The organism is Tengunoibacter tsumagoiensis (genome assembly GCF_003967535.1).
Lineage (GTDB): Bacteria > Chloroflexota > Ktedonobacteria > Ktedonobacterales > Ktedonobacteraceae > Tengunoibacter > Tengunoibacter tsumagoiensis.
In genome coordinates this window covers 863,382-888,203 of sequence record NZ_BIFR01000001.1, presented here as the reverse complement: position 1 = coordinate 888,203, position 24,822 = coordinate 863,382, and the positions used below count along the sequence as shown (strand labels likewise).

The following is a 24,822-nucleotide window of genomic DNA, read 5'->3' as shown; positions in this document are numbered from 1 at the left end:
ACTGCTTTGTCAATGGTGTTTCCTCAGTTTGAGAGCGTTCCCGTTCCAGATCGCTGCTCTGGCGTCTCGAAAAGGGGTCTTGCATGTTGAGTATCCCATTCCGTTGGGGTAGTATAGTTGTATGGCTCTTACTTTTTAAGAAGTAGCATGTTCGTCACTTCGGTGGCTTCTGAGCGGGATGGGTTCCGAAGCGATCTGGAAAACAGAGGAATTGTGTATGCAGAAGATAGCGCGTGTGATATTAATTACGACTGAGGTCAATCAACAGGGACAAGAACGATTACAGCAACTGGCCCCCGATTTTCGAGTGGTGATCCAGCCTGCTCAAAAGGTTGAAGAGATTCCGACAGAGATCTGGCAAGAGACGGAGATTCTTCTCACCTTGCGGACGCTGCCTGCACCAGAACAGGCTCCAAAATTACGCTGGGTTCAGCTCTTCTCAGCTGGCGCAAATCAGGTGCTTACCCATTCTCTCTTTCCCACAAAGACGCGCTTCACGACGGCCAGCGGGCTTCATGCCACCAATATTGCCGAGTATGTCATGATGATGCAGTTGAACTGGTTTCATCATATGGTGCAGATTGTGGAGTGGCAACAGAAGGCTCAGTGGGCCCCTCGCGCAATCTCTTCGCAGATCTCTGAAGTACAGGAGCTCCGCGGTAAGACGCTCGGTATCGTGGGCTATGGCAGCATCGGACGTGAGGTGGCGCGCCAGGCACATGTGTTTGGAATGCGCATCATAGCGTTGCAGCGAAATACCGATCATCGCGATTATGGCTTTATCTTTCCAGGTACCGGCGATCCTGAGGGGGCCCTTCCTGAGCGCTACTATCGCCCAGATCAGCTTCACGAGCTCTTGAGTGAGAGTGATGTGGTGGTCATTGGCCTGCCCCTTACTCGCGCTACGACCCATCTGTTTGATCGAGCAGCCTTTGAGGCGATGAAACCTTCCGCCTTTCTCATCAATATTGCGCGCGGAGAGATCTGTGAGCCCCAGGCACTCTATGAGGCTCTGGAGCAGAGACGGATCGCCGGAGCGGCTCTGGACGTGACCAGCCCCGAACCATTGCCAGCCGATGATCCACTCTGGAAGCTCCCAAACGTGATAATCAGTCCACATGTCTCTGGTGGTACGACTGCCTACGCCGAACGCGTCTTGCAGATCTTTGCCGCCAATCTTTCACGCTATCTTGCGCACGAGACGCTCTACAATGAGGTCGATAAAACCCATGGCTATTAAATCAGATATAGTCCAAAAGAAGTTTCATAACATCTTAATTGTGATTTTATCTGACTTCTATGCTATACTGTCCCTCATAGAAATCTCTTTGTATGTTTACCCGTAAAAAAAACGTTTCTGATACCTGGTCGTTGTAAGGGAGCCATTATTGTCATTAGCAGCTGAACAGAACAGCCAGCCCACTGAGGTTTCTCCTGAGACCAGCTCGAATAGACTTGTTTCGAGTTTTAAGCCCTCTGGCGCAATCACGCTCTTTAATTATTTAACGCCAATCAGTGATCGTGTCGATTGGTACCGCTCAATTATGCGCATCTTTTTGCAGCGGAGCCGTGAATATCGCTATCAGCTTACCGCGCAGGACGTGCTGGATGTCTTACGAACAGAGGCCACCCATGAGTATACACTGGAAGCCTGCCGCAATGATCTTGCTCGTCTGGTAACCTGGGGCAATCTTTCGACGCTCTATGATACCAGTCGTGTGACAACCATTGCAGATTTTCGCTCGCCTGTTCTGCTCTATCAGGCGACGCAAGAGGCTCTGGCAATTGAGGCTTTTCTGGCGGAACAGGCTCGCATTGGTGCCAGTGAGGGCGGACTCTATCAGGGTGATCTGCCGCGCCTATGGGAAGTTCTGGAACGATTAGATACATGGCTACAGTCCGAACGTGGCAGTTATACAACCGAACGCTATCAAGAGATTGCAGAGCAATGGCGTATTGCGTTTACGACCTGGGAGAAGCTGACCAACGATGCAGCCCAATACCTTGGGAGTATGAATCGTAGCTCTCAGCAGGCCTTCGATATTGATTCGTTTCTAATCTATAAAAACATTGTCGTGCTCTACGTACAGAGCTTTGCACAACAGTTGGTGGAATACAGTCAGTCGATCCGCACATTACTGGCGGATTGGACCCAGAGCGGAAAGCAGGCTCTGCTGGTGGAGGTGGTCTCTGAGGCTCCTCCTCCCAGTCAGACGCTGGTTGAACATCAGGAGCTCTGGCATGAGGATGTTGAACGGCAGGTTTCAGCGCTCCTGCACTGGTTTGCGCGTGAGATGAACGTGAATATGTTCTTGAAGGCCGCCCACGATGCCGTCGATAAGGTGGTCCATCGCGCTCACATGCTCGCAACGTCTATGCGACCCCAGACCGATTATGTGAGTATGCTCTATTCGCTGGGGAACCGCCTCCTGACAACCGAAGATTTTACGGCGGCTCAGATGCTCTTTGCCGCAGGCTTTGCCAATACGCTCCCCATTCACCTCCCCGAAGGAATGACCGGTACACCTGAGATCGCCGAACGTGCTGGCTCACGTCCAACCTGGCAGGCTCCAGCAACAGTGACACGAAACCTGCGCCCTCTGTATAAAGGCTACGTCGAACGAACGGTTGAACAACCGATGCGCAGCAATCAAAGTGAACTGGCAGCGCTACGACAGGAGTATGAGAAGCAGCAACAGGCTCAGAAAGTCCGCTTTGATCGGCTCTTCTCGCGTCCGATCCTGGATCTTGCAACCCTGGGGCGGATCTCACCTGATGAGCGACAGATGCTGGTGCAGATTATTGATGGCTGCCTGTGCAGTGCCACCTGCGAATATTCGCTCTCCGATGGAACAGTGGTCACTCTACTCAATCGCGATGAGCAACATATGGTCTCACTACAGGCCCGAGATGGAATTCTTACCCTGCCACGTTATCGACTCCAGCTTGTGGCGAAGGTGAGCTAGAGAGGATCGTGATGGAAGAAGATATCTGGTCGGATGAGACTGAACAAATAGTCTCCGAACAAGCTATAGAACAGACGACGACCGAACGAAAAAATGAGCGGAGCGCCTCGTCCGCTCACCGCTCGTCTACAGCGAATCTTCTGCAAGCTCAGACCGCTCTGATGGATAATGAGTTGATCTCAGCACAGGCTCATCCCGAGTTGTATCGGCTCCTTCGTATGCATGTTGCAGAGCTTGAGGAGTGGCACAAGCAGCATACTGGTTGGCGCGTTCAGCGGGGAAGCTCGTTCTTCAGGTTAGAGCGCCACACCCATATGCTGGTCCCACTCTACACCGATGAGAAGCTGCGGAAAGCCCGCGATTTTGCTTGCTTTACGTGGCTGCTCTGGTTCGCTGAGAAGCGCTTCCTGGCCGGGGGTGGGCGCAATCAACAGTTTCTCCTCTCACAGCTCATTCAAGAGTTACAGGAGCAGACAGGTTTAACCGGTGGAAACGCACTCGATTTCCGCAATCAGTATGATCGCTATAGTATGTCACGCGCGCTCGATTATCTAAGCAGACTTGGCGGTATTCATACACTGGAAGGTGAGACCTCTAAATGGGTTGAGGTAGGCTACCAGCAAGACAATGAAGTACTCTATGAGTTTACCGTCTTAACTCACTCTTTAGTTGAGTCGCTCAATCAACGCCAGATCGATGCAGTCAGCTCTGCATTGGCAAGTGGACAGAGCAATCAGTCTACATCCTGGAATATTCCAGCGCTGGCCGACCCCATTCCACCTCTGACCCGCGCCTGGCGCAGTCTTCTCCTGGGGCCTATGCTGCTGCGACTGGATGATCCCGAAGCCTTTGCAGCTCTACAACATGACTCCGAGCTGATCAGCGATGAACTGGCAGAATCATTTGGCTGGCTGCTGGAACTCAATAATGATTATGCCTGTATTGTACGAGGAGGCAGTCTCTCAGTGGGCTCAGGGCCCGATATCGTGCTCAGTAGCGGCTACAATCATATTATTCTCTTGCTCTGTGGGGCCTTTCGACAACAAGTAGAAGAGGGTCACTGGCAACCAGACAGTTATGGGTGTATTCGTGTAACCAGTCTGGATATCGCCCCTCTGTTCACTGAGCTCCGTCAACGCCATGGCATGAATTGGGGCACGACGCTTCAGGCGCTTAAGGCCAGCGAACTACTGGATGAGATCTATCAGCGCATGCGCCAGTTTGGTCTTTTACGCGGCCCCCTGGCAAATGATGAGCTACTGATACTTCCTACGGCTGCTCGCTATAGCGCCAATTATGATCAAGAACCAGCGGAGCGGCCACGGCCTCGCTCGAAAAGCGTACGCAAACCTACCAGTAAATCACAATTAATCTTTGAATGGAATAATCGCTAGCCTGCTGATACATTGACTTGAAGGAGAGAAGAGGTCGGAATGGTTAATCGTTTACAAGCACCACTATTGGATGAGGGTTCCGAGGAGGTTGTACGCCAGCTGGCCGACCGGCTCCAGACCGTTGATGGGGGGCCAGTTGGCTATCGTCTGCGGCGCGTGATTCTAACAAATTTCTGGTTATATGAACATCAGGAGTTTGAGATACCTCATGGGCGCCTCTTTCTAGCTGGTGAAAATGCATCCGGAAAATCAACGGTGCTGATGGCCGCTCTTCCACTGGCACTGGATGGAGATTATCGTCCTGAACGGATCGATACCTTTGGCAAACGTGAGAAGCGGATCGATTACTATATTGTTGGCAGCAATGATTCAGCCACTCCGTTTGTCCGCGATCAACGCACCAGCTATGTTGCGCTAGAATTTGAATGGTGCAATCCCGATGAGCCTCCCTTCGCTTCAGAGCTACGCGCCTATTGGGAGCAGGGCGATTACGAACGTGCGCGGTTTCTCACCATTGGCCTGGTCTTCTCTGGCAATCGGAATAATGTGCATCCCGTTAATGCCTTCCGCTTCCTGATTACTGATGGCTCACGTCTCGAATACGATCTCCCCACCTTCCAGGAGCACCGCGATGGTCGCAAGGCCCAGGATTTTAAGTCATTTAAAAAGACAGTGGCCGAACATGGTATTGTCTGCGACACGGCCCGCGAATATGAGCAGAAGGTCTCGCACTATCTCTTCAATTTTGCCAATGTGAATGATTTCAAACGCTTAATTAAGCAGCTCCTCTATCTGCGCCAGCCCAATCTCAATAGCGCGATCTCTCTGGAGAAGGTGCGCGAGTTTCTGGATCAATCACTCCCACAGATCCCTGATGATCTCTTACAACAGGCCGCAACTACCCTGGAGCTGATGGATACGTTACAGGATGAGATTGCGCGAAGGAAGAAGGCATATGATGCTGTCGAGCAACTTCATGCAGCACAGCAATCGTTGACCATTGCTCAGGTACGACTGGCAGCTGGTGAATATATTCATGAGCAACAGCGCGAGAACGAGCTCCATAATGAAGTGCTACGCCATAAACGGATGATTACACGCTCAGAGAATGAGATGGCCCGAATGGAGAGCCGTATTGTTGAGCTCGAGCGCGAACAGGCTCAGGTGACCGGTCGGATCTCAGCATTAGAGGGGAGCGAAGGATTGCAAGCGGTCCAACGCCTCAATCAGGTCAGTGCCAGAGTCGCAGAGCTCCGCCGAGCCCTGGAGGAGCAGCAGCAGATTCTCTCCGATGCCATCGCCCACCGTGAAGAGAATGCCCGGGATGTCGAACAACAGCAACAAGATTTCTTTCAGGCTCGCTCACAAGCTACGCAACTGCTGGAAACGATGCAGCGACGCGCAGAACATGAGGCACACTGGGAGATTGCTGCCAACCAGATCGCTACGATCGTCGCACAGGTTCAGCAGATCGCTCTCGAGCAGACTACCCCTCAACTCTCTGTCACGCTTCCCGCTCTAATGAGCTCGACTATCGCCAGTCGGCTCACCTGGTTACGCACTCTGCGTCAACTCCACCAGGAGCTTCAACAGGCCTCCAATCATCTACAGATGGCCCAACAACAGGAGCGAAAGCTCTACGATGAGGTAGATGAGCAGACCCGACAGTTTGAACAGGCCCGTGAAGAGACATATAGTGCACAGCAGAATCTCGCCGATCGCTTAGATCAATTGCTCGAACAGTCTGATTTCCTGCCACCTGGCTACTTTACGCAGCTACACGAACAGGCCATTCAGTTTTATAACGAAACGCACTCACCTCGTGAGACGGCTACATTGCTCGAGCAGTTGCTCTCAGAGTACACGGCCCGGCTGCAACAGGCGTTAGAACTGACACGCATCACTATTACACAGATGCAGCAGCGCTCAAAAGAGCTCAGTCGCAAGCAAGGAGGAAAGCAGCATGAGCTAGCCTTAGCTCAGGAACAGTATGAGCGCATCTTGCAGCAGCCCGAGGCTCTGCCATATCGCTTGCCACATCGAATAGTGGCTCGTGAACGGCTGGCTCAACAGGGCATTCAGGCTCTTCCACTCTATATGCTGCTCGATTTTACGCCCGAGCTTGATAGCCAGGTCGCAGGAGGCATCGAGCAGACGCTTGCGGATGCCGGTCTTCTGGACGCTCTGGTCGTTCTCCCTTCTGAACAGGCAACCGTTGATGCTTTCCTCACACACGAAGGGTTGGCTGATTGCCGACTTCAGCTCTCCAATCACTCGCAACACCTTTCAACGCGCTGGCTCCGCTGCGATCCCGCATTGATTGAACAGTTAGGCGAACGCTATCCCATCTGGGAAGAGACGCTTCAGCAGACAATAGCAGTCGTAGAGCAGACGCTGTATTCTGAAGGAAGTGTACAGTGGCAGCATGGTCTGCTAAGAGGCCAACAAGGATCTGGTACTGTCCGCTACATTGGAAAGGCCAATCGGCAACGCGAGCAGCAGGTCCAGTTAGCAGCCCTTCAGCAGCAGCTCGAAACACTGACAACCGAACTTCAACAACTCATTACCCAGATCGAAACAAATGAGCAACAACGTCAGGAGCTCTTAAGTTTACAGAGTGCACTGCATACTGTCATGAAAGAGAGCCAGTTTGAGGCTGGCTCTCTCTCTGTTCAGGCGAGCTTAACAATTCTAGAACAGGCCCAGAGCCGCTACCAGAATGCTCGTAATGAGACGCAACAGATTCGCTTGCAGATTCAGCAATTACGCATCCATCTGCACAAAGAGGCCAATGGCGATGATCTCTTCCTGAATGACGCCGCTCGCATCGATCAGGCCTATGATCAGACCAATCTTCTCGCCAGAGAAGGACAGACGATCCAGGGCTATCTTCAGAATCTCTTACGGAGCTGGCAGGGCTTCCAGAAAGCTACCCGTCTGCTAGATCAGGCAAGGGCTGCCGAGTTCCGCACTGCTCAGGCGCAACGCAGAGTTGAGCAAGAGGCCGAACAGGCCCAGGCTGAACTGGCAACCTTACGAGAGATCCTGACGGAACTGGAAGGAGAGAATGTTGAGAGCCTCTTTGAGCAATTGCGCGATCTTCAGGAGCGGTTGAAAAGCCTACCCGGCGAGCTACAGGAAGCTCATACAGCTCGAGGAAAATCCGAGACGGTGCTGGAGGCAACTCGCGAGGCCTTTACGCAAGCACAGGAGCGGCTCACACATGTTCAGCAGGTCTGTCAGAAAGCTTACACAATGCTCCTGACTTTTCTGGAATCTTATCCTGTCGAGCAATTTTATGCCTTGCGACAGCGCATGCACCAACAGGCCAACCTTGAAGCCGCACAGAGTCTGCTGGATGAGCCCTTACAACCCGCTGAGGAAGCCTACCTGGCAAGCAAATTAACACTGGATAGAGAACGGAACACGGCCTATAATCAGCTCTTTGTGATCTTTAGCGATGTCAGCAATCTGCTTCATGACTATGGTATTAGCGTTGATCCGCAGGGGACAGTCCGTTTCCTCAATGCCGAGAATGCCACCCCTTTCGAGCTCCTGACACGGCTGGCCGAAGAGATCTCCCAGCAAGAGAAGCTTCTCGATGAGCGCGAACGGACCCTCTTCCAACACTTTCTTTTAAAAGAGATGGCTGATACCATTCGTAAGCATATCGTGGATGCCGAGTCCTGGGTCTCCAGGATGAATACTGTCCTGAGCCATACTGCTTTTGTCGAAGAACACTATCGTCTGAACTGGGTCTTAAAAGAACCCGATCAAGTACAGGCAGGTGGACAACTGGCCCAGTTTTATCATCTCCTGCGGCGTCCTGCTCAGTCCCTTAAAGAAGATGAGGTTGAGGCCCTGGTGAATGCCTTCCGACAAGAGATTGTCTCGCTACGAGCAAACCAGCAGAGTACCAACGCTCTGCCCTTTACTGAAGCGCTGGCACAGATCTTCGACTATCGCGACTGGTTCCGCTTTGAGGTCTATGTCTCGCGCCCCGATGGTTCACGGCAGCATCTCACTGAACGCTTCTTTAAACAGCGCAGTGGAGCCGAGCAGTATATCGCCTTATATGTGCCTTTCTTTGCAGCCCTCTCGGCCCTCTATGAAAGCGCAGGCAAAGGGGCTCCACGTTTGATTGCACTGGATGAGGCTTTCGACAAGGTCAGTCTGAATAATACGCAGCGCTTACTGAAGTTCCTGGCTTCGCAGCACTTTCAATGGATCATGAGCGGGCCCCGCGTCTCAGGTGAAGGAACTGAAATTCCAGCCTCGGTTCGCTATGTCATGCTGCATCAGAAAGGGACTGAGCTAGCAACTGGCTTCCCCTCTTTCTGGAGCACCGATCAGAATATGCTTCTAACGGAGAAACAATAAGTGATGTCAGAAAGCAGTAAAGACGCAGCCCGGCTCAAACAGGCGGTAGAGTTTTTTCAAGCTCCAGCTCGAGCGCGCCTCCTGGAGGCCATCTATCACAAATATATCTCCTTCGGTCGCGTGGGAGGTCAGATCCATCTTAAGGACTGTAGCTATGAAGAGCGGTTGGAGATTGCAAGCTTTCTCGGCCAGCCGCTCTCCAGGGAAGATGATGTTCTCATCAGACTGGTAGATTTCCAAAAAGCCCTGCTGGCAAGTAGCTTCGCTTGCGAGCTCCCCGCACTGCTCCAGGCCAGCTTTCCTGATCGCTCGCTACTGACCAGACCACAGCAGCGAGCCAGACAATTTCAACAGCAAGCTACGTTCATACAGGCACTCCAGAGTATCCTTCATGCTCAGCCACCTGCTTCCCATGCTGCAATCTGGCTTGGTACCGGCAAACATGGCATCTCTTTCCTTTTGCGACGGTATAAAAATGCCTCGCCAGCAGAACAGAGCGAACTACTCGAGACCGTTGTGTTGATAGCGCAAGCGCTCAATCAGTTACCCACAGAAGCACCTGTGCATTATCAGCGTCTGGCGCTCTTTGCGCGTCAGATCAGTGGCGATCCCCATTTTTTTGATATCAATATACCTTCTGGACGGCTCTTCTATCAAGCATTGATCGATCTACGACAGGAGCCACTGCTCAAAGAGGCTGAAGATGACGAGGTTAGCAGCCTGGATCTCTCTTATACAAAAACCGATGAGCCTCTCCCTGAACCTGAACGCCTGCTCGTCTATTATGAAGCCGGACTTTTACTGGATACAATCTCCTCCAATGTTGCTATCTATCATCTGGCTGGTGCTGAACGAGCCAATGGACAACCTGATGCCATTGTCTCGTCTGCGAGTGAAGATATTCTACTGCTGCCTCTGCGCCAGATTATCGAGTGGACAAAAGTTTTTGCCTGTGGGAGAAAGGTCTATTTACTTGAAAATCCGCCCGTATTTGAGGATCTGGTAGATCACCTGCATAAGACCGGGCGCCCATTAGCAGAACATCCAACGCTTATCTGTACTGCGGGCTGGCCCAGTAGTGCTACCATGCGCCTGCTCAGCCTGTTGATAGAGACACAGCCAGAACTTACCCTGTATTATAGTGGCGACTTTGATGTGCAGGGCCTGCGCATCGCCACATATTTTCTTGAACGCTATCCTCACCATCTCCAGCTCTGGCACTTTGATGAGGCCAGCTATCAGCACGCACTGCATGAGCGCAGCCAACCGATGACAGAAGAAGAACTGGCGGCAATTGAGCAGCTCCCACTACCATTTGCAAACCTTAACGAAGCCATACAACAACAGGGACAGAAGGCCTATCAAGAAGGGCTTACGGCATGGCTATTCAGCGATCTGTAGCCGCGCCAAAGCGAAGTCAATCTATGATGTTTGTTTCTTCTCTTGCCAGTTTGTAATAGCGGCTCTGAGCGCTTTTGTGACGTGAAGCCAGGCCTCATCGCGGTGATGCCATCGGCTACTCACAACAGGGATCTGATCGCGCGGTACACCTTGAATAGAGGCAAAGGGCGCCCCTTTCATATCCGTGGATTTTAAATAGATCGGAATCACGAGCGCCTCACCAGCTTCACGTCGCTCCAGAGCCCGCTTCATCTCTTTTCCATAACAATACTCGGAAGCGATAAAATTGGCACTGATCAATAAAAGAATGACATCAGCAGTCTCCAGATGTTCGTCAATCTCATCGGGCCAGGTATCGCCAGCCAGCAGGGCTCGATCATGCCACTCAGCAATAATCTGCTGACGACGCATCAGTGCAAGATGTGTCTGTAATTCTTCGCGAAGATCTTCATCTTTATGGGAGTATGAGTAGAAAACTTTCACTCCAGGTCTCTGAGCCTCAGGAGAATGAGACATAATATAGCCTTACCTCATAATCAGGTATAGAATAGACATTCATCAATTATATAGTGTAGAATATAGCACTTTACGGTATTCATGGCAATTTTTTCCCGTAGGCCCATACAGGCAAACAGAAGCACAGCAGCATTTTCTCCAGAGTGTTAGATAAAACAGACCTCCCGTCGCCAGGCAAATCTTCCCGACAGGGATAGATCAAGTGGAGGCTTTTCTCATCTGAGAACAGCGCCAGAGCAGACCACCAACCAATAAGACCAGCAAAGGCTCAATCGGAGCCCTGAAACGCATATTGGCATAGAGGGCGAGATTGACTGCAATCGTTGAGCCAAGCATCAGATAGATTGGGAGGAGCAGCACCCAGCGTGAACGCAGAGTAGCAATCAGACCAGCAAAGGCCAGTAAAAAGACGGGAATCGACATGATGTAGAGCAGATACCAGACGATCTGCGAGGCCAATCGATCTGGAAACTCTTTGATGGGTAGTCCAGGCTCCAATGTATAGGGCTGCCACATATGAATAAAGTGCCAGCCAATCAAAGCGGGTAGCTCGCTCACATGAGTGCGCATCCAATGTATTGCCAGTGCAACATCCTGTTTCTCATTCTCGGCGGTATAGCCATACGAATCATGGTGTGGCTTCTTCTGTGCTTCTGGCAGAGCCGGCACGACTTTATCGCGTGAGACCCAATAGCCCGGACCGGTCTCTGGATTGCCCACCACAACAGTATCATTATAGGCTCCGGCCAGTACCTCACCCATGCCCGTTGCCACCAGCGTACTCTCATGAGCTGAATAGTAGTTCCGATAGGTCCACGGCAGAATAAAGACCAGACTGACGCATATGATGATCAGAAGCGAACGCAGCATAATCTGCCAGGAGCTCAACCTGCAGACCAGCAAAATTCCTCCCCAGATCAGCAAAATCCCATACAAGACAGGCCCATTGGGTCGTGTCAGAGAGGCCAGCCCCACTAACGCACCACAGACAAGCTGCCATCGCCTCAGCTCTGAGAATACAGACCACTTGCTACCGGATATCTTTGCCGATGAGATCAGACATCGTTGCAAGCGAAAGAGAGCATAGACCAGAGCAGTTGAAAGAAATGTATAGAGCGATTCACTGAAGAGCCAGCCATCGTATAAGAACATTCCTACATAGACAGCGGCAAGCAGCCCTGTCACAAGGGCAATGCGGGGGCTAAAGAGCTCTCTGGCCAGAAGATAGATCAGCACACACGTACCCGAACCCAGCACACATAAAAACAGACGCGGATAGATATTCTCTGGCCCCATCACACTATAGATGGCAGCAATGATCCACGGCCAGAGAGGAGCTCGGCTGGTTGTAGGAATACGGGAGAACAGGCAGAAACAGTGTTGTGGCCCGATCAGACTGTTAGCAATAATCTCATACAAACGTGCATCATATTTGGGAAAGTAGCCGTTAGCGGCGGTCAAATTATAGGTGATACGCACAATAAGAGATACGACAAAGACGGATAGAATGGGCCAGAATGTTCTGTAACGCTGCATATACTTTTCTCAATCTTACGTTTAAAAACAACTCTCTAAACAACTCTCTATAGAATGGAGGCTCATCTATTCTAACATACCTTCTATGTTAGCAATATCACACATCTATCTTTGCAGCCGTTCTGATTTCTGTTATCCTTATGTGAGATGAAAACAAAGACCATTTCCGCTTTTTTCGCGACCAATGGAATAGATGTACAGGAGACACGAGAGCGAAACCACCGGATCTAATGTACTACTTTTGGGGGATTGTATGATCGATCTAAGTGATCCTACGCTCGATGAGCGGTTGCGGCGTCGAACAGCTGAAGGGCGCTACGAAATTAGTGAGATTGAGCTGATTAAGACGATTCGAGCGCTGAGAGCGCAGGGTAAGATAGAGGGTGTGCGTCGTCTCTGCGAGGTGTTGTTGTATCGCTGTGTACCGGCATTTCAGCGCCATACCCAGGGTCTGCGTCATCGGCCCGAGCTGCGTGAAGAGGCCATCGCTAATATGAGCGAGCACCTGTTGCGCGAGGCACAGAATCCAGGCGAAGTATTTATGACGCAAAATTTTATTCATTATTTGCGCTGTCTGTGCGCCGACGAATTCAATCGGGTTCTTCGTCAGGAAGGCCTGTTCTATCGTCGCGATGAGGAAGGCCGACCTTCGGGTCGTCCACAGCATGTGCCACGTTCTCTGGTGGAGTCGCTACACGCCGCTCCTGCCGATGATGACAGTGCACCGCTGGCCGATGTGGCCGACCCTCATGATCAGATTGCCGAACTGCATGCCGAAGACGAGAGTCAACGTATTCTAACCTATCTCAGTGATCCCCTGGATCGCAGAATTATGATTTTGCGAGCCATTCAAGGAATGAAATGGGACGATATTGCAGTGGTCTGTAAACGGACAGAGCGCACGGTTCGCCTTCGCTATGAGCGCGCACGAAGCTATCTGCGCGAATGTATTCAGAGGGAAGAATCGCTTCCGTTTCTTTCTACTGTCCAGCATCAATAAGCATTAAGAGGTACAAGAAAGGCGAAATGACATGAATACCCCTGAATTGCAGCGTTTGAAAATGGCCTGGCTCGCTGCCCACGAACGTGGCGATCAACAGGCCATACTGCGCCTCCTCCAGGAGAACCCAGATGAACAGGATGAATTAACAAGTTTTATCGGTGCCTATTATGCAACCGGCGGCGATGAACAGATTGCACTAGAGGCTGAGATATTACCAATCACTGAGCGCGCTCTCAAAAGATCTCTGAGCCGCGTCTTTGAAGCTCAGGCTGAGATCTCTACGCTGGCCGAGCTCCGTAAAAGCCTGCGACTGAGTAAGGTCGATGTCGCCCGAGGGTTACGCCTGAGCGTCGATGTCTGGAATAAGTTTGAGACCGGCGCTATCGAGCTCCTGAGTCTGCAACAGCGACAGCTTGATCGGTTGGCCCACTTCTTCCAGATTAGCGTGGACCAGTTCGGCAGTCTACTGGACAACAGCCAGCCCGCGCTCTCTTACAATCGCCGTCAGACGCGAGATGCCGCCCTGCACGATCAGCAAGGTCCCCAGAAGCAGAGCTTCCAGGAAGCTATCCTGCGCAGTTCAATGTCTGAGGAGGACAAAGATTTCTGGTCTTAGCGTTTCTTTTCTTTCAATCACAGGCCCGTGTAGCATAGCCAACGTAAGAGACACCTTTGAACCAGCCGGTGCCCAGCGTCCACCGACCCTGGTCACGTCGAGGCATAAAACCTAGCATTTCGCCACTGACAAGCTCATTCTGTCTCAGCACTGTCTGCAATTCGACAGGTCTGATAAAGGACCGATAGTGATGGAGGCCTGGCACAAGTCCACTCTTCTGGAAGAAGCGCTCTCCAATCCAGATCAGTGCGATCTGTGCCAGCCAGGTCCGATTGATCGTATCAAATATAAAGAGCCCGCCAGGGGCCAGGACACGAGCAATCTCTCGTATGGTCTGATTGAGATCGCGTACATGCTCCAGAACATCCAGGCAGATAATCACTGAGAAGCTGCCAGCCGCATAAGGTAGCGCCTCTGCACTGCCAGCCTGAAAGAATATATTTCCACCCAGGCCCTGCGTTTGTGCATGGTGACGCCCCTGTTCCAGCGCCCGCTCATTCGGGTCCAATCCCCACATGCATGCTCCACGACGCGCCAGCCCCTCGCTTAACAGCCCACCACCACAGCCAACCTCTAGAATTTCCTGCTGGCTGAGTGCTCCCTCACCAAAGATCCGTTCAATACGCGAGACAATATAGTTGCAGCGCTGCTCCGTTATCAGGTAGAGCAGATTATGCCGATCCCACCAGCCATAATCAGCAAAGATCGCCTCCTGCCGTGAAAACCAACTCTCCGTCGTCACCTCCACACCTCCTCTACCACAGGGCTGCTATCATTGACTGCTCCACTTTGATCGCCATAAGCTCTTCCTCTCCCCCCACACACTGACCACTACCACGTACGATAATCATACCACAGATTATGTATTATGTGTGTTACAGCTTGTACAGATTAAACAGATTGCTATGAATATACGTTCATAAAGTGCATTCTACGTATCTTAAGCGCTAAGCTTCTTGCGATCGGTAAAGGAGACGCCAGCCGAGGCGACGACGATGAGGGCCATAGCCAGCATATCGTGCAGGCTTACAGCTTCATGCAGGACGATGACGCCGGTAAGTGCTGCGACAACTGGTTCCAGGCTCATCAAAATACCAAAGACGTTGGCAGGCAAACGACGCAGGGTCTCTAGCTCCAGAGAGAATGGGATGACGGTGGAAAGGATAGCCACCAGCAGACCCAGCAGAAGAAGATAGGGATGCTGCCAGACAGCTCCCAGTGAAGTGATACCAAAGGGAGCAAAGACCAGTGCGGCAATTCCCAGACTAAGAGACAGACCCACTCCACCCTGAAATTTTTTTCCCAATCTGACATTTAAAAGAATGTAAGCGGCCCAACCTGCACCGGCCAGAAGCGCAAACAGAAGACCCAGTGGATCAAGCTTCGAGCCTTGAATAGGGGCCAATAGAAGAACCCCAACCACAGCAAATAAGGTCCAGACGAGATCGGTCCAGCGTCGGGAGGCAAAGAGTGCTACCCCCAGCGGACCCACAAATTCTACCGTGACCGCTATTCCTAACGGCAAACGTGCAATTGAGGCATAAAAGAGTCCATTCATGATGGCCACTGAAACACCAAAGAGAACGACAATCAGGTAATCAGCTCGCGAATGACCTCTTAACCGTGGACGCCAGAAGAGCAGCAGGATGCTTGCTCCAAAGACCAGGCGCAGAAAAGTTGCGCCCTCTGATCCAATACTCGAAAAAAGTTTTTCGGCAAAGGCTGCCCCTAGCTGAACTGAAAACATGGCCAGAATCGCCAGCAGTTGCGGAGGCACGAAACGAGATGTTGTCACTTTTGTTGTGGTTGGGATCTGCGTCTCAGGGGAAACGGATGCTTGTGGATGAATAGATGTCGGTTGATCCATGCGTTCCTCGGTGTTCTTTAACAGAGTGAAAAACAGAGTGAAAATAAGATAATTGCTCAGTCTATAATAGTAACATAGAGCAAGACTTGATTACTTCCCAGTTTGGAGCACGAAGAAGACTTTGTCTAGATCAGAAACTTCAACTATACAGCTTCAGCCCTCATTTATAATCTCTCTCCCTACATCAATGAAATAGCCACTCACAATCTTCCAGGAAAAATAGTTCAACATTTAGCACAGCCAATCATTAACTGCAATGTTACCTCCAATTACAGATTGAGCTGATTTGCACTTTTATAGATCTATATGCTATTATAAAACATATCTTCTATTGAATTTAATGAATAATAAGGCAGGCTATCATCATTCAGCAAGAGCTCATTCTGAAGAATGAGCTCACTTGTGGCAAATCTGTATATCTGTATAAAGATAGAGGCCTGGCAGGCATGTATATTTACAGAGAAGGAAAACGCTATGGTTCGTGTGAAAGATACTGATATAGACTCAACGGATGTTATATCCTATCCTCTAACAACTATCCGTGAAGTTGCCAATGAGATTCTAACGACAGTCAAAAATGCTCGCACCAAACATGGTTCCAGTTGGAGCATTATTCAACAATATATGACTGCATGCGCACCAACTTATAAACCACTTGGCGTCTCGCCTTCGCTTATGTGGAACGACAATGTACAGACTCATATGCAAGATGTGCTTAATCCACATGAAAAGCGCCTGACTGATAGCTACGATTGGCTGGAAAAATTTGCTAATGCCCTGCTAGATATGGCCAACGAAGTGGAGGCGACGGACACACAGGTTGCCAATACGTACAAGACGGAATAAGCAATCGAGAAGACTGCTCAGGTCACCGTACAGCTTCATGCTCTAAATATGAGGACATCGCTCAGGAAAGGATCTCCACTGCCATGGGCAACCCTATTGAAGATGCTTATAGCGTGCTTGAAGATATATTTAATGATGCACAGACGCGTAGAAAGATTGCTGAAGAAGATTTTGTTGCACCACTCAAGCTCCTTCCCAAGACACAGATTGAGGATCTAGATGCTATTCACGATGATTGTGTGCAATCTATACAGACCTCCATCGGGAAGCTCTTTGGTCCTGGCAGCCAATTTCAAGGTGAGGCCTCCTCTGCCGTTGCCGATCTGATTGGAAGCTATTTTACGCAGGAAGCCAAACTTAACGACTATACCACTAAAAACAATGTCTCCAAATATATGACTCAGTTGGAGCAGATTACCAGCGCAAGTATTCATGATGCCGAAACACACATTGATGCGATTAAAGGTTGCAATACCTCCAATGTTTTTGTCAACCGTATCGTCAGTTTCTGGTCCGATCTGTTCACGAAGGGGCCTGGAAGCATTCCTGATAACATGCAGGTTGGTCCCTGGAGTCTGGGACAGATCTTTCGAGGTGATTTCTCTATCTCCTCCAATACATCCCACTCACAGATGTATGCACCACCGAGCCAGGTGCAGACACCAACACCTCAATCGGGCTTCTGGGAAGCTGTGGCAGCGTTTCTCGCTCCATTTGCCGCCGTCATCCTTGTTGTGAATATTGTCACCGATGTCATCCAGCAGCTAAGCCTGGATTGGCATATTGAGAGCCTGGGCTGGACGGTGATACAGTGGGCTCAGCATATGAACGATCTGCATAGCAATATCCTGCTCCAGAACTCAGAATCGCAGTTGCCCGGCGATATCGGCAAAATTAAACGCTCGCTCAATGCCGACCAGACCCACCTCACCATGCTCAAAATTGGAGTGCCAGACCCTAATCTGCCACCCAACAAACAGAAGTTAGCCGATAAATACTACCAAAAATATAAGGACGTCCCTAATGGCCCTACATTATTAGAGATCCAATATATTATTGACAACTTTCCTCCTAATCAAGTCGATAGTAAAATATATGATCTTGCCTGGCTGAAACTTAATCTACGCGATCTAAAATTACCGCCAGGCTATCTGCTCTTCTTTGTCATGCAAGGAATTCCAAAGGAGCAGATTGAAGAGGATATCTTCTGGCTACAAAAGGCCTCTCAGAATACAGGCAACGGTCCTGGCAACATCATCTATCGCAAAGGCCGACCCCTTTCCAACCCGAGTGTAGATTTTCTTACCGCCGAAACCTACGGCTTCGAAGCCCAGGCCGCTGACCAGATTAGAGGCTGGATGAACCAGATATTGAATGATAATACATTCAATTATAGAACAATCCCTAATTTTTACCAATTACCAGGAGCAGTACAATCCTTTCTTGAACTAACATCACTCAAAAAAAACTCTATTAATAAGTATAATCCTAATGATCCGCTAACAAGTAAATTTCTACCAAAGGGTTACCAAGGGCAATTTGGCACAGCAGTTCAGGAATTAGTCAAAGTCTCTGTGCGTTCTTCTAACTGGTATGGTAAATATTATGTAGAAAAGGAAAATCTTTTCCTTGATACAGGAGCAGGCCTGAGGCCGGACATCAGATTTAAACAAAAAGACGGATCTTATACGTCTTTCGATTACACTACATACGATCAAAGAAATTCAAAAGCAAAATACGATAACGATTATAATCCAAACATAGTTTTGATACACAATGGGCCATTTCAAGGAGGGGAGATCGCCGCACAAAATCCTTAGTCGAAGCTAATTTATAATAGTATGTAGATGAAGTGATAAACGACGAGCAAAGTGAGTAAAAAAATGGTAGCAACACGCGAACAATTACAGGCTCGCTGGAAGACACCGGAAGGCATCCACATCGCTGAAAACTTTCGTCAGCTCTTTGAAAGGCACCCGGTCTCACAAGACGAACTTCAGAAGATCACCACGACCCTCCCCTTTAGCAAAGAGGTGGCACCTGCACTCGATCTGCGCGGACTCAATCTGCCCAGCGAAGTCACAAGCCGTGGCGATGGCTTTATCTTGAAACATCTCTCCTTACCAGGTGCTCATTTTGAGTACCTCCAGGATGTCGCAAATATTGTGGTCTGCGATCTCCAGGGCGCCATTTTTGATGAGATGCATACCATTCATAGCATCTTTGGCAGCGACTTCCGCCGCGCCTCCTTTCGCAAAGCCATGCTGCAAGGCGTCCGTTTCTGGCGTGCCGATCTCAGAGGGGCCACCTTTTTTCAGGCGCGTTTAGCCAAAGCCGACTTCAGTGAAGTTCCCTGTCAGGGGGCCAGCTTTGTGGAGGCTGATATGCGCTTTACTCTGTGTGCGGGAACCGATTTTCGGGGGGCTGATCTACGAAGAGCCAATCTCACAGAGTCCTCATTAGGAGGGGTCCTCTTCGATGAGAAAACACTTTTAGAAGGAACAATCCTGCGAGCAGCCAGTATAGAACCTGAATTACGATCTTATGCCGAGAAAGCTGGAGCCATTCTCAGTGCGGAAGATGCAAACAGAGATGAATATACCCTGGCCTGTGCTGATGCACTCATTAAAGCCATGCAAGAGAAAGAGTACAATCCTGATGGACATCTGGATGCTGCACTTCCTTATATGCTTGCCTATCGGCAGAAATTGGCTCAAGGTGATAGTGATGCCTGGTACTATGAATTAGGCGAAGTTTTAGAAAATGTTGTCTCAAAAGAAACTATTGATGAGATATTTGAAAGTATTTATCCGGATGCTATGCGCTTGCTCGCTTATTACCTCTAAAGGAGAAGGTGATCATGCAATGGTAGCTACACGCGAACAATTACAGGCTCGCTGGAAGACACCGGAAGGCATCCACATCGCTGAAAACTTTCGTCAGCGCTTTGAAAGGCACCCGGCCTCGCAAGAAGACCTTCAGAAGATCACCACCACCCTCCCTTTTCGCGAAGAGGTGGCACCTGCACTCGATCTTCGCGGACTCAATCTGCCCAGCGAAGTCACAAACCGTGGCGATGGCTTTATCTTGAAACATCTCTCCTTACCAGGTGCTCATTTTGAGTACCTCCAGGATGTCGCAAATATTGTGGTCTGCAATCTCCAGGGCGCCATTTTCGATGAGATGCATACCATTCATAGCATCTTTGGCAGCGACTTTCGCCGCGCCTCCTTTCGCAAAGCCATGCTGCAGGGCGTCCGCTTCTGGCATGCCGATCTCAGAGAGGCCACCTTTTTTCAGGCACGTTTGGCTAAAGCTGACTTCAGTGAGGTTCCCTGTCAGGGGGCCAGCTTTGTCGAGGCTGATATGCGCTTCACCCTGTGCGCAGGAACCGATTTTCGGGGGACTGATCTCAGTCGAGCCAATCTCACCGATTCTTCGCTCGGAGGAGTCCTCTTCGATGATCAGACCCGCCTGGAAGGAACCATTCTGCGAGGGTCACGCATGTCCCAGGACTTCCGTTCTTATGCGGAAAAAGCGGGAGCCATTCTTGGTACTGAAGAGGAGGAACTTAATGCCTACGAACTTGCTTGCTTTGATGCTTTGAGTGCCATTATTCGAGATCCTATTTATAATCCTGATCATCGCTTTGATGTCGTGCTGCCTCTGCTCACAGAGTTGCGCGTCAAGCTTGTCCAGGATCATCATTATCCCTGGGATAATGAGCTTGTTGCTTCCTTAGAAGGGGTGCTCTCGCCAGAAGATATCAATACCCTTGGGAACGAACTGTATGCTGATGCTATGCGCTTGCTCGCTTATTACCTCTAAAGGAGAAGGTGATTATCCAATGGTAGCTACACGCGACCAATTACAGGCTCGCTGGCAGACACCGGAAGGCATACAGATCGCTGAAAACTTTCGTCAGCGCTTTGAAAGGCGCCCGGCCTCGCAAGAAGACCTTCAGAAGATCACCACCACCCTCCCTTTTCGTGAAGAGGTGGCACCTGCACTCGATCTGCGTGGACTCAATCTGCCCAGCGAAGTCACAAACCGTGGCGATGGCTTTATCTTGAAACATCTCTCCTTACCAGGTGCTCATTTTGAGTACCTCCAGGATGTCGCAAATATTGTCGTCTGCAATCTCCAGGGCGCCATTTTTGATGAGATGCATACCATTCATAGTATCTTTGGCAGCGACTTCCGCCGCGCCTCCTTTCGCAAAGCCATGCTGCAAGGCGTCCGCTTCTGGCGTGCCGATCTCAGAGGGGCCACCTTTTTTCAGGCACGTTTAGCCAAAGCCGACTTCAGCGAAGTTCCCTGTCAGGGGGCCAGCTTTGTAGAGGCTGATATGCGCTTCACCCTGTGTGCCGGAACCGATTTTCGCGGGGCTGATCTACGAAGAGCCAATCTCACCGATTCTTCGCTCGGAGGAGTCCTCTTCGATGATCAGACCCGCCTGGAAGGAACCATTCTGCGAGGGTCAAGCATGTCCCAGGACTTCCGTTCCTATGCGGAACAGGCGGGAGCCATTCTTGGTACTGAAGAGGAGGAACTTGATGCCTATAATCTGGCCTGCTTTGATGCTTTGAGTGCCATTATTCAAGATCCTATTTATAATCCCGATCATCGCTTTGATGTGGCACTCCCTTTGTTAAAAGAACAACGAGTAAAGCTCCTTCAAGATCACCATCATCGTTGGGATAATGAACTGGCTGAGGCTTTGGAAGGCATGCTTTCTTCAGACGATATTGATACACTTTTCGATGACCTCTATCCTGATGCTATGCGCTTGCTCGCTTATTACCTCTAAAGGAGAAGGTGATTATCCAATGGTAGCCACACGCGAACAATTACAGGCTCGCTGGAAGACACCGGAAGGCATCGACATCGCTGAAAACTTTCGTCAGCTCTTTGAAAGGCACCCGGCCTCGCCAGAAGACCTTCAGAAGATCACCACCACCCTCCCTTTTCGTGAAGAAGTGGCACCTGCACTCGATCTGCGAGGACTCAATCTGCCCAGCGAAGTCACAAGCCGTGGCGATGGCTTTATCTTGAAACATCTCTCCTTACCAGGTGCTCATTTTGAGTACCTCCAGGATGTCGCAAATATTGTGGTCTGCAATCTCCAGGGCGCCATTTTTGATGAGATGCATACCATTCATAGCATCTTTGGCAGCGACTTCCGCCGCGCCTCCTTCCGCAAAGCCATGCTCCAGGGCGTCCGCTTCTGGCATGCCGACCTCAGAGAGGCCACCTTTTTTCAGGCGCGTTTAGCCAAAGCCGACTTCAGCGAGGTTCCCTGTCAGGGGGCCAGCTTTGTGGAGGCTGATATGCGCTTTACCCTGTGTGCGGGAACCGATTTTCGCGGGGCTGATCTCAGCCGAGCGAATATCACCGATTCTTCGCTCGGAGGAGTCCTCTTCGATGATCAGACCCGCCTGCAAGGAACCATTCTGCGAGGGGCGAGTATTGATGATTCATTCCGTTCTTATGCGGAAAAGGCGGGAGCCATTCTTGGTACTGAAGAGGAAAAGTTCTACGCTTACAACATTGCTTGCTTTGATGCTTTGAGTGCCATTATTCGAGATCCTATTTATAATCCTGATCATCGCTTTGATGTCGTGCTGCCTCTGCTCACAGAGTTGCGCGTCAAGCTCGTCCAGGATCATTGGTATCTCTGGGGTAATGAACTTGTTGCTTCCTTAGAAGGGGTGCTCTCGCCAGAAGATATCAATACCCTTGGGAACGAACTGTATGCTGATGCTATGCGCCTGCTCGCTTATTATCTGTGACAGGATGATCTTTCTCGATCTTGTACCCCTCTAATGTCCTTTTTTGCTTGCTTTACCTGAATTTATTTGCTACTATGAATTTGTAGGACATTTGTGGAAGTTGTAGGTATATGTTGAGGAGGGGTACTCATGTCTGAACAACAACGGACGGTGATTACGCGTAAGGCTCGCCTCTGGCCTGAGATTCCCAGCGCGACGATTGATCTTCCTGCTCCGCCAGCGTTTCCCAATACGGTACATCCGGTAATGTTTATCGCTCTGATCTGCGGCATGGTTGGCCTCTGTATCTATGCGGTCTTTTTCTTGATCTTTCTCCCACGTATGAGTGAGGCCAATTTTTTTCTGGGAGGCCTCCTGACAACCAGTGCATTTATGCTCCTATTAAGTGTGCTTAGCTTCTTCTTTCAGTGGCATCCCACCCATAAACGCAGGCGCGAGCTGGTTGAAGCCTATCAACAAAAATTGGCAGATATGCAGATACAGTTGCAAGCATACGTGCAGCAAGAGCGACAGGGACGGTTGGAACTGGACCCGCCTCTCTGGCTACCGGAGGGGGTGGCGCTGCCCGGATATGAAGGACTCTCGATTACGCCGATTATCCAACGCTCGCTAGATAATCTGGATCTTCAGCTCTGGACACGCCGCGCCAGCGATCCAGATTTTCTTGCGCTACGGCTCGGTCTGGGTCAGCTTCCACCGTCATTTGCGGTTCAGCCCGCAGCATCCCTGCCAGCCGATGCCGAGCTACAGGTGCAGGTGCAGGATCTTCAGCTTGCATCTTCCTGGCTGATAGCGCCTATTACTGTGAAGCTAACAGGGCAGAACACAACTGTTCTGTTGGGGACACAGGCCCGGCTCTCGCAGGCTCGTCAGATGGTCTGCCTGATGCTGGCCCATCTGGCCTATCATCATTCGCCGGAGGATGTGCGCATCATTGTTCTGGCACCAGAGTCACAACGAGCTATCTGGGATTGGAGCTCACTCCTGCCTCATACGGCTCACCACTCCTCTCAACCTGGCTCAACCTCTACAACACGCTTGCCCATTGAAGAGACGCTGGACGTTGCTCATACGGTTGCTATTGGAAGTGAGGCGATTCTATCCCAGATGGCGATTCTATCGCGTGAGCTGAGCCGTCGCAAGATGCGGAGACAGGAGCCAGGGTCACAGGATGGTGTCCCCTGGCTGGTAGTTGTCGTCGATCATTTTGATGAGCTGGAGGATCTGGATCAACCAACAATGTTTCTGAATGCAGCGATTATGCCATTTAAAAAACAGAAAAAACGTTCTCATTCAGATATCCTTAATCGCCCTCGTCTCACGGATTCGCCTTTGCAGCGGTCAGAGCTGGCGCTGGCGCTTCAGGAGGGCCATGCATTGGGGGTCTCGGTGGTGAGCATCTGTAATCAAGCTTCAGAGATCCCTTCATCGGCTGGTTTGCTGGTTGATCTGGACCAGCCACAGGGCATTCTCCCTTCCCAGTTGACGAGCTGTGCTCGCATTCGTGAGCTCTCTGCTCTAGCTCCCCAGGCCACACTCTGCCAACAGTTAGATACGGTTCCATTGGAGACGCTTCATCTATTAGCAATGCGCATGCAACTGTTACGGCCAGCTCCAGTGCTCCAACCTGAGATTCGGACGCAGGTAGATATTCGGATGCTCTTTGAGCCACGTCTGGATCTCATGAGTTATGATCCTCAGGCCTATTGGAATGAGCCCTCTCTACGCTTAAGCGATGGTTCGCCATCGTTGCGCATCCCTATTGGTTTGAAGCTGGGCGATGAGACTCAGTATCTGGATATAATGAAGGATGGCCCTCATGGTCTGCTTACCGGTCAGACGGGTTCTGGAAAAAGCGAGCTCCTACAGACGATTCTAGCTGCTCTAGCGATTGCCTACCGGCCCGGTGAGGTCAATTTTCTGCTGCTCGATTATAATGCAGGATTAACGCTTGAGCCTTTTAGTCAGTTGCCTCACACAATAAGTTTTCTTTCTCATGTCTCGTCATCAGCTATGATCCAGCGCTTTATGACGATGCTACGCGCCGAGGCTCAGCGCCGTGAACAGCGCGTGAAAGATGGCAAGCTACTCCCACGATTGGTCATTGTCATTGATGAGTATGCGGAGATTGTTCGTCGCAATGAAGGATTTCTGGAAGAGATCTTTGCCATCACACGCACTGGTCGAGAAATGGGGATGCATCTGCTGTTAGCTTCGCAGCGGCCCGAGGGGAGTATCGGTCGTCAGGTACGTAATGCTGTGCAGTATCGGCTCTGCCTGCGCTGCTCTTCTCCTGAGGAGAGCCGCGATATGCTCTTGCGTGAGGATGCCGCTCGTCTGCCGATGAGTATTCCAGGGCGAGGGTATCTGCTGCATGGCGATAATCAGCTCGATCTTTTCCAGGCAGCCCGCGTCAACGTACCGGCCCTGGTCCAGGCTCCTCGTCAGCTACGTTTACAAAAAGCGGAAGTGAAAGTTCTACCCATTGTTGCTCAGAATTAATCT

General features: G+C 50.6%; 18 protein-coding genes. 14 read left to right on the top strand and 4 right to left on the bottom strand.

Annotated elements, in window-relative coordinates; all coding sequences use genetic code 11:
- Window positions 1-217 precede the first annotated feature (217 nt).
- The 5 genes from EL628_RS03430 (at window position 218) to EL628_RS03410 (ending at window position 10,141) form a co-directional block, all read left to right on the top strand.
- Window positions 218-1,240 carry a D-2-hydroxyacid dehydrogenase gene (locus EL628_RS03430; RefSeq protein ID WP_161975249.1) on the top strand — a complete coding sequence of 341 codons (1,023 nt, stop codon included), beginning with the start codon at window positions 218-220 and terminating at the stop codon, window positions 1,238-1,240.
- A gap of 148 nt (window positions 1,241-1,388) precedes the next feature.
- Window positions 1,389-2,966 (top strand): TIGR02677 family protein, encoded by a 1,578-nt coding sequence (locus EL628_RS03425; RefSeq protein WP_161975248.1) that lies wholly within the window; start codon window positions 1,389-1,391, stop codon window positions 2,964-2,966.
- 11 nt (window positions 2,967-2,977) lie between these two features.
- Window positions 2,978-4,360, top strand: coding sequence for a TIGR02678 family protein (locus EL628_RS03420; protein ID WP_126578392.1), 1,383 nt, complete (start codon window positions 2,978-2,980; stop codon window positions 4,358-4,360).
- A 39-nt stretch (window positions 4,361-4,399) separates the two neighbouring features.
- Window positions 4,400-8,740: an SbcC/MukB-like Walker B domain-containing protein gene (locus EL628_RS03415; RefSeq protein ID WP_126578391.1), complete on the top strand. Its 4,341-nt coding sequence runs from the start codon at window positions 4,400-4,402 to the stop codon at window positions 8,738-8,740.
- Between the two features lie 3 nt (window positions 8,741-8,743).
- On the top strand, window positions 8,744-10,141 hold the full coding sequence (locus tag EL628_RS03410) for a TIGR02679 family protein (RefSeq protein ID WP_126578390.1): 1,398 nt from the start codon (window positions 8,744-8,746) through the stop codon (window positions 10,139-10,141).
- Window positions 10,142-10,162: 21 nt separating this feature from the next.
- On the opposite strand, the gene EL628_RS03405 is transcribed toward EL628_RS03410, so the two are convergent.
- Window positions 10,163-10,657 carry a toll/interleukin-1 receptor domain-containing protein gene (locus EL628_RS03405; RefSeq protein ID WP_126578389.1) on the bottom strand — a complete coding sequence of 165 codons (495 nt, stop codon included), beginning with the start codon at window positions 10,655-10,657 and terminating at the stop codon, window positions 10,163-10,165.
- 198 nt (window positions 10,658-10,855) lie between these two features.
- On the bottom strand, window positions 10,856-12,193 hold the full coding sequence (locus EL628_RS03400; RefSeq protein ID WP_126578388.1) for an ArnT family glycosyltransferase: 1,338 nt from the start codon (window positions 12,191-12,193) through the stop codon (window positions 10,856-10,858).
- 253 nt (window positions 12,194-12,446) lie between these two features.
- On the opposite strand from EL628_RS03400, the gene EL628_RS03395 reads away from it, so the two are divergent.
- Both EL628_RS03395 and EL628_RS03390 read left to right on the top strand, forming a co-directional pair.
- Window positions 12,447-13,193 (top strand): RNA polymerase sigma factor, encoded by a 747-nt coding sequence (locus tag EL628_RS03395; RefSeq protein WP_161975247.1) that lies wholly within the window; start codon window positions 12,447-12,449, stop codon window positions 13,191-13,193.
- Window positions 13,194-13,224: 31 nt separating this feature from the next.
- Entirely contained in the window at window positions 13,225-13,812 is a 588-nt protein-coding gene (locus tag EL628_RS03390; protein WP_126578386.1) for a helix-turn-helix domain-containing protein, read from the top strand.
- Between the two features lie 13 nt (window positions 13,813-13,825).
- Here EL628_RS03390 and ubiG read toward each other — a convergent pair whose 3' ends face one another.
- Window positions 13,826-14,554 (bottom strand): bifunctional 2-polyprenyl-6-hydroxyphenol methylase/3-demethylubiquinol 3-O-methyltransferase UbiG, encoded by a 729-nt coding sequence (gene ubiG / locus EL628_RS03385; protein ID WP_161975246.1) that lies wholly within the window; start codon window positions 14,552-14,554, stop codon window positions 13,826-13,828.
- A gap of 198 nt (window positions 14,555-14,752) precedes the next feature.
- Window positions 14,753-15,679: an EamA family transporter gene (locus tag EL628_RS03380; protein ID WP_126578384.1), complete on the bottom strand. Its 927-nt coding sequence runs from the start codon at window positions 15,677-15,679 to the stop codon at window positions 14,753-14,755.
- A gap of 474 nt (window positions 15,680-16,153) precedes the next feature.
- Between EL628_RS03380 and EL628_RS03375 the strand changes: the two genes are divergently transcribed.
- The 7 genes from EL628_RS03375 to EL628_RS03345 all read left to right on the top strand — a co-directional run bounded on the left by EL628_RS03375 (window position 16,154) and on the right by EL628_RS03345 (window position 24,819).
- Window positions 16,154-16,525, top strand: a complete 372-nt coding sequence (locus EL628_RS03375) for a hypothetical protein (protein ID WP_126578383.1) — start codon at window positions 16,154-16,156, stop codon at window positions 16,523-16,525.
- Window positions 16,526-16,608: 83 nt separating this feature from the next.
- The gene (locus tag EL628_RS03370; protein WP_126578382.1) at window positions 16,609-18,345 is read left to right on the top strand and encodes a hypothetical protein; all 1,737 of its coding nucleotides are present in this window, start codon (window positions 16,609-16,611) and stop codon (window positions 18,343-18,345) included.
- Between the two features lie 63 nt (window positions 18,346-18,408).
- Entirely contained in the window at window positions 18,409-19,371 is a 963-nt protein-coding gene (locus EL628_RS03365) for a pentapeptide repeat-containing protein (RefSeq protein ID WP_126578381.1), read from the top strand.
- A 19-nt stretch (window positions 19,372-19,390) separates the two neighbouring features.
- Window positions 19,391-20,353, top strand: a complete 963-nt coding sequence (locus tag EL628_RS03360) for a pentapeptide repeat-containing protein (protein ID WP_161975245.1) — start codon at window positions 19,391-19,393, stop codon at window positions 20,351-20,353.
- Between the two features lie 19 nt (window positions 20,354-20,372).
- Complete coding sequence (locus EL628_RS03355; protein ID WP_161975244.1) at window positions 20,373-21,335, top strand: pentapeptide repeat-containing protein; 963 nt, start codon at window positions 20,373-20,375, stop codon at window positions 21,333-21,335.
- 19 nt (window positions 21,336-21,354) lie between these two features.
- Complete coding sequence (locus EL628_RS03350) at window positions 21,355-22,317, top strand: pentapeptide repeat-containing protein (RefSeq protein WP_161975243.1); 963 nt, start codon at window positions 21,355-21,357, stop codon at window positions 22,315-22,317.
- Window positions 22,318-22,446: 129 nt separating this feature from the next.
- Entirely contained in the window at window positions 22,447-24,819 is a 2,373-nt protein-coding gene (locus EL628_RS03345; RefSeq protein WP_126578377.1) for an FtsK/SpoIIIE domain-containing protein, read from the top strand.
- The last annotated feature ends 3 nt before the right edge of the window (window positions 24,820-24,822 follow it).

What these genes read in the sequence shown, in the direction of transcription:
- EL628_RS03430 (WP_161975249.1), top strand. Translation starts at nt 218, where the DNA reads ATGCAGAAGATAGCGCGTGTGATATTAATTACGACTGAGGTCAATCAA.
- EL628_RS03420 (WP_126578392.1), top strand. Translation starts at nt 2,978, where the DNA reads ATGGAAGAAGATATCTGGTCGGATGAGACTGAACAAATAGTCTCCGAA.
- EL628_RS03415 (WP_126578391.1), top strand. Translation starts at nt 4,400, where the DNA reads ATGGTTAATCGTTTACAAGCACCACTATTGGATGAGGGTTCCGAGGAG.
- EL628_RS03410 (WP_126578390.1), top strand. Translation starts at nt 8,744, where the DNA reads ATGTCAGAAAGCAGTAAAGACGCAGCCCGGCTCAAACAGGCGGTAGAG.
- EL628_RS03405 (WP_126578389.1), bottom strand. Translation starts at nt 10,657, where the DNA reads ATGTCTCATTCTCCTGAGGCTCAGAGACCTGGAGTGAAAGTTTTCTAC.
- EL628_RS03400 (WP_126578388.1), bottom strand. Translation starts at nt 12,193, where the DNA reads ATGCAGCGTTACAGAACATTCTGGCCCATTCTATCCGTCTTTGTCGTA.
- EL628_RS03395 (WP_161975247.1), top strand. Translation starts at nt 12,447, where the DNA reads ATGATCGATCTAAGTGATCCTACGCTCGATGAGCGGTTGCGGCGTCGA.
- EL628_RS03390 (WP_126578386.1), top strand. Translation starts at nt 13,225, where the DNA reads ATGAATACCCCTGAATTGCAGCGTTTGAAAATGGCCTGGCTCGCTGCC.
- EL628_RS03380 (WP_126578384.1), bottom strand. Translation starts at nt 15,679, where the DNA reads ATGGATCAACCGACATCTATTCATCCACAAGCATCCGTTTCCCCTGAG.
- EL628_RS03375 (WP_126578383.1), top strand. Translation starts at nt 16,154, where the DNA reads ATGGTTCGTGTGAAAGATACTGATATAGACTCAACGGATGTTATATCC.
- EL628_RS03370 (WP_126578382.1), top strand. Translation starts at nt 16,609, where the DNA reads ATGGGCAACCCTATTGAAGATGCTTATAGCGTGCTTGAAGATATATTT.
- EL628_RS03365 (WP_126578381.1), top strand. Translation starts at nt 18,409, where the DNA reads ATGGTAGCAACACGCGAACAATTACAGGCTCGCTGGAAGACACCGGAA.
- EL628_RS03360 (WP_161975245.1), top strand. Translation starts at nt 19,391, where the DNA reads ATGGTAGCTACACGCGAACAATTACAGGCTCGCTGGAAGACACCGGAA.
- EL628_RS03355 (WP_161975244.1), top strand. Translation starts at nt 20,373, where the DNA reads ATGGTAGCTACACGCGACCAATTACAGGCTCGCTGGCAGACACCGGAA.
- EL628_RS03350 (WP_161975243.1), top strand. Translation starts at nt 21,355, where the DNA reads ATGGTAGCCACACGCGAACAATTACAGGCTCGCTGGAAGACACCGGAA.
- EL628_RS03345 (WP_126578377.1), top strand. Translation starts at nt 22,447, where the DNA reads ATGTCTGAACAACAACGGACGGTGATTACGCGTAAGGCTCGCCTCTGG.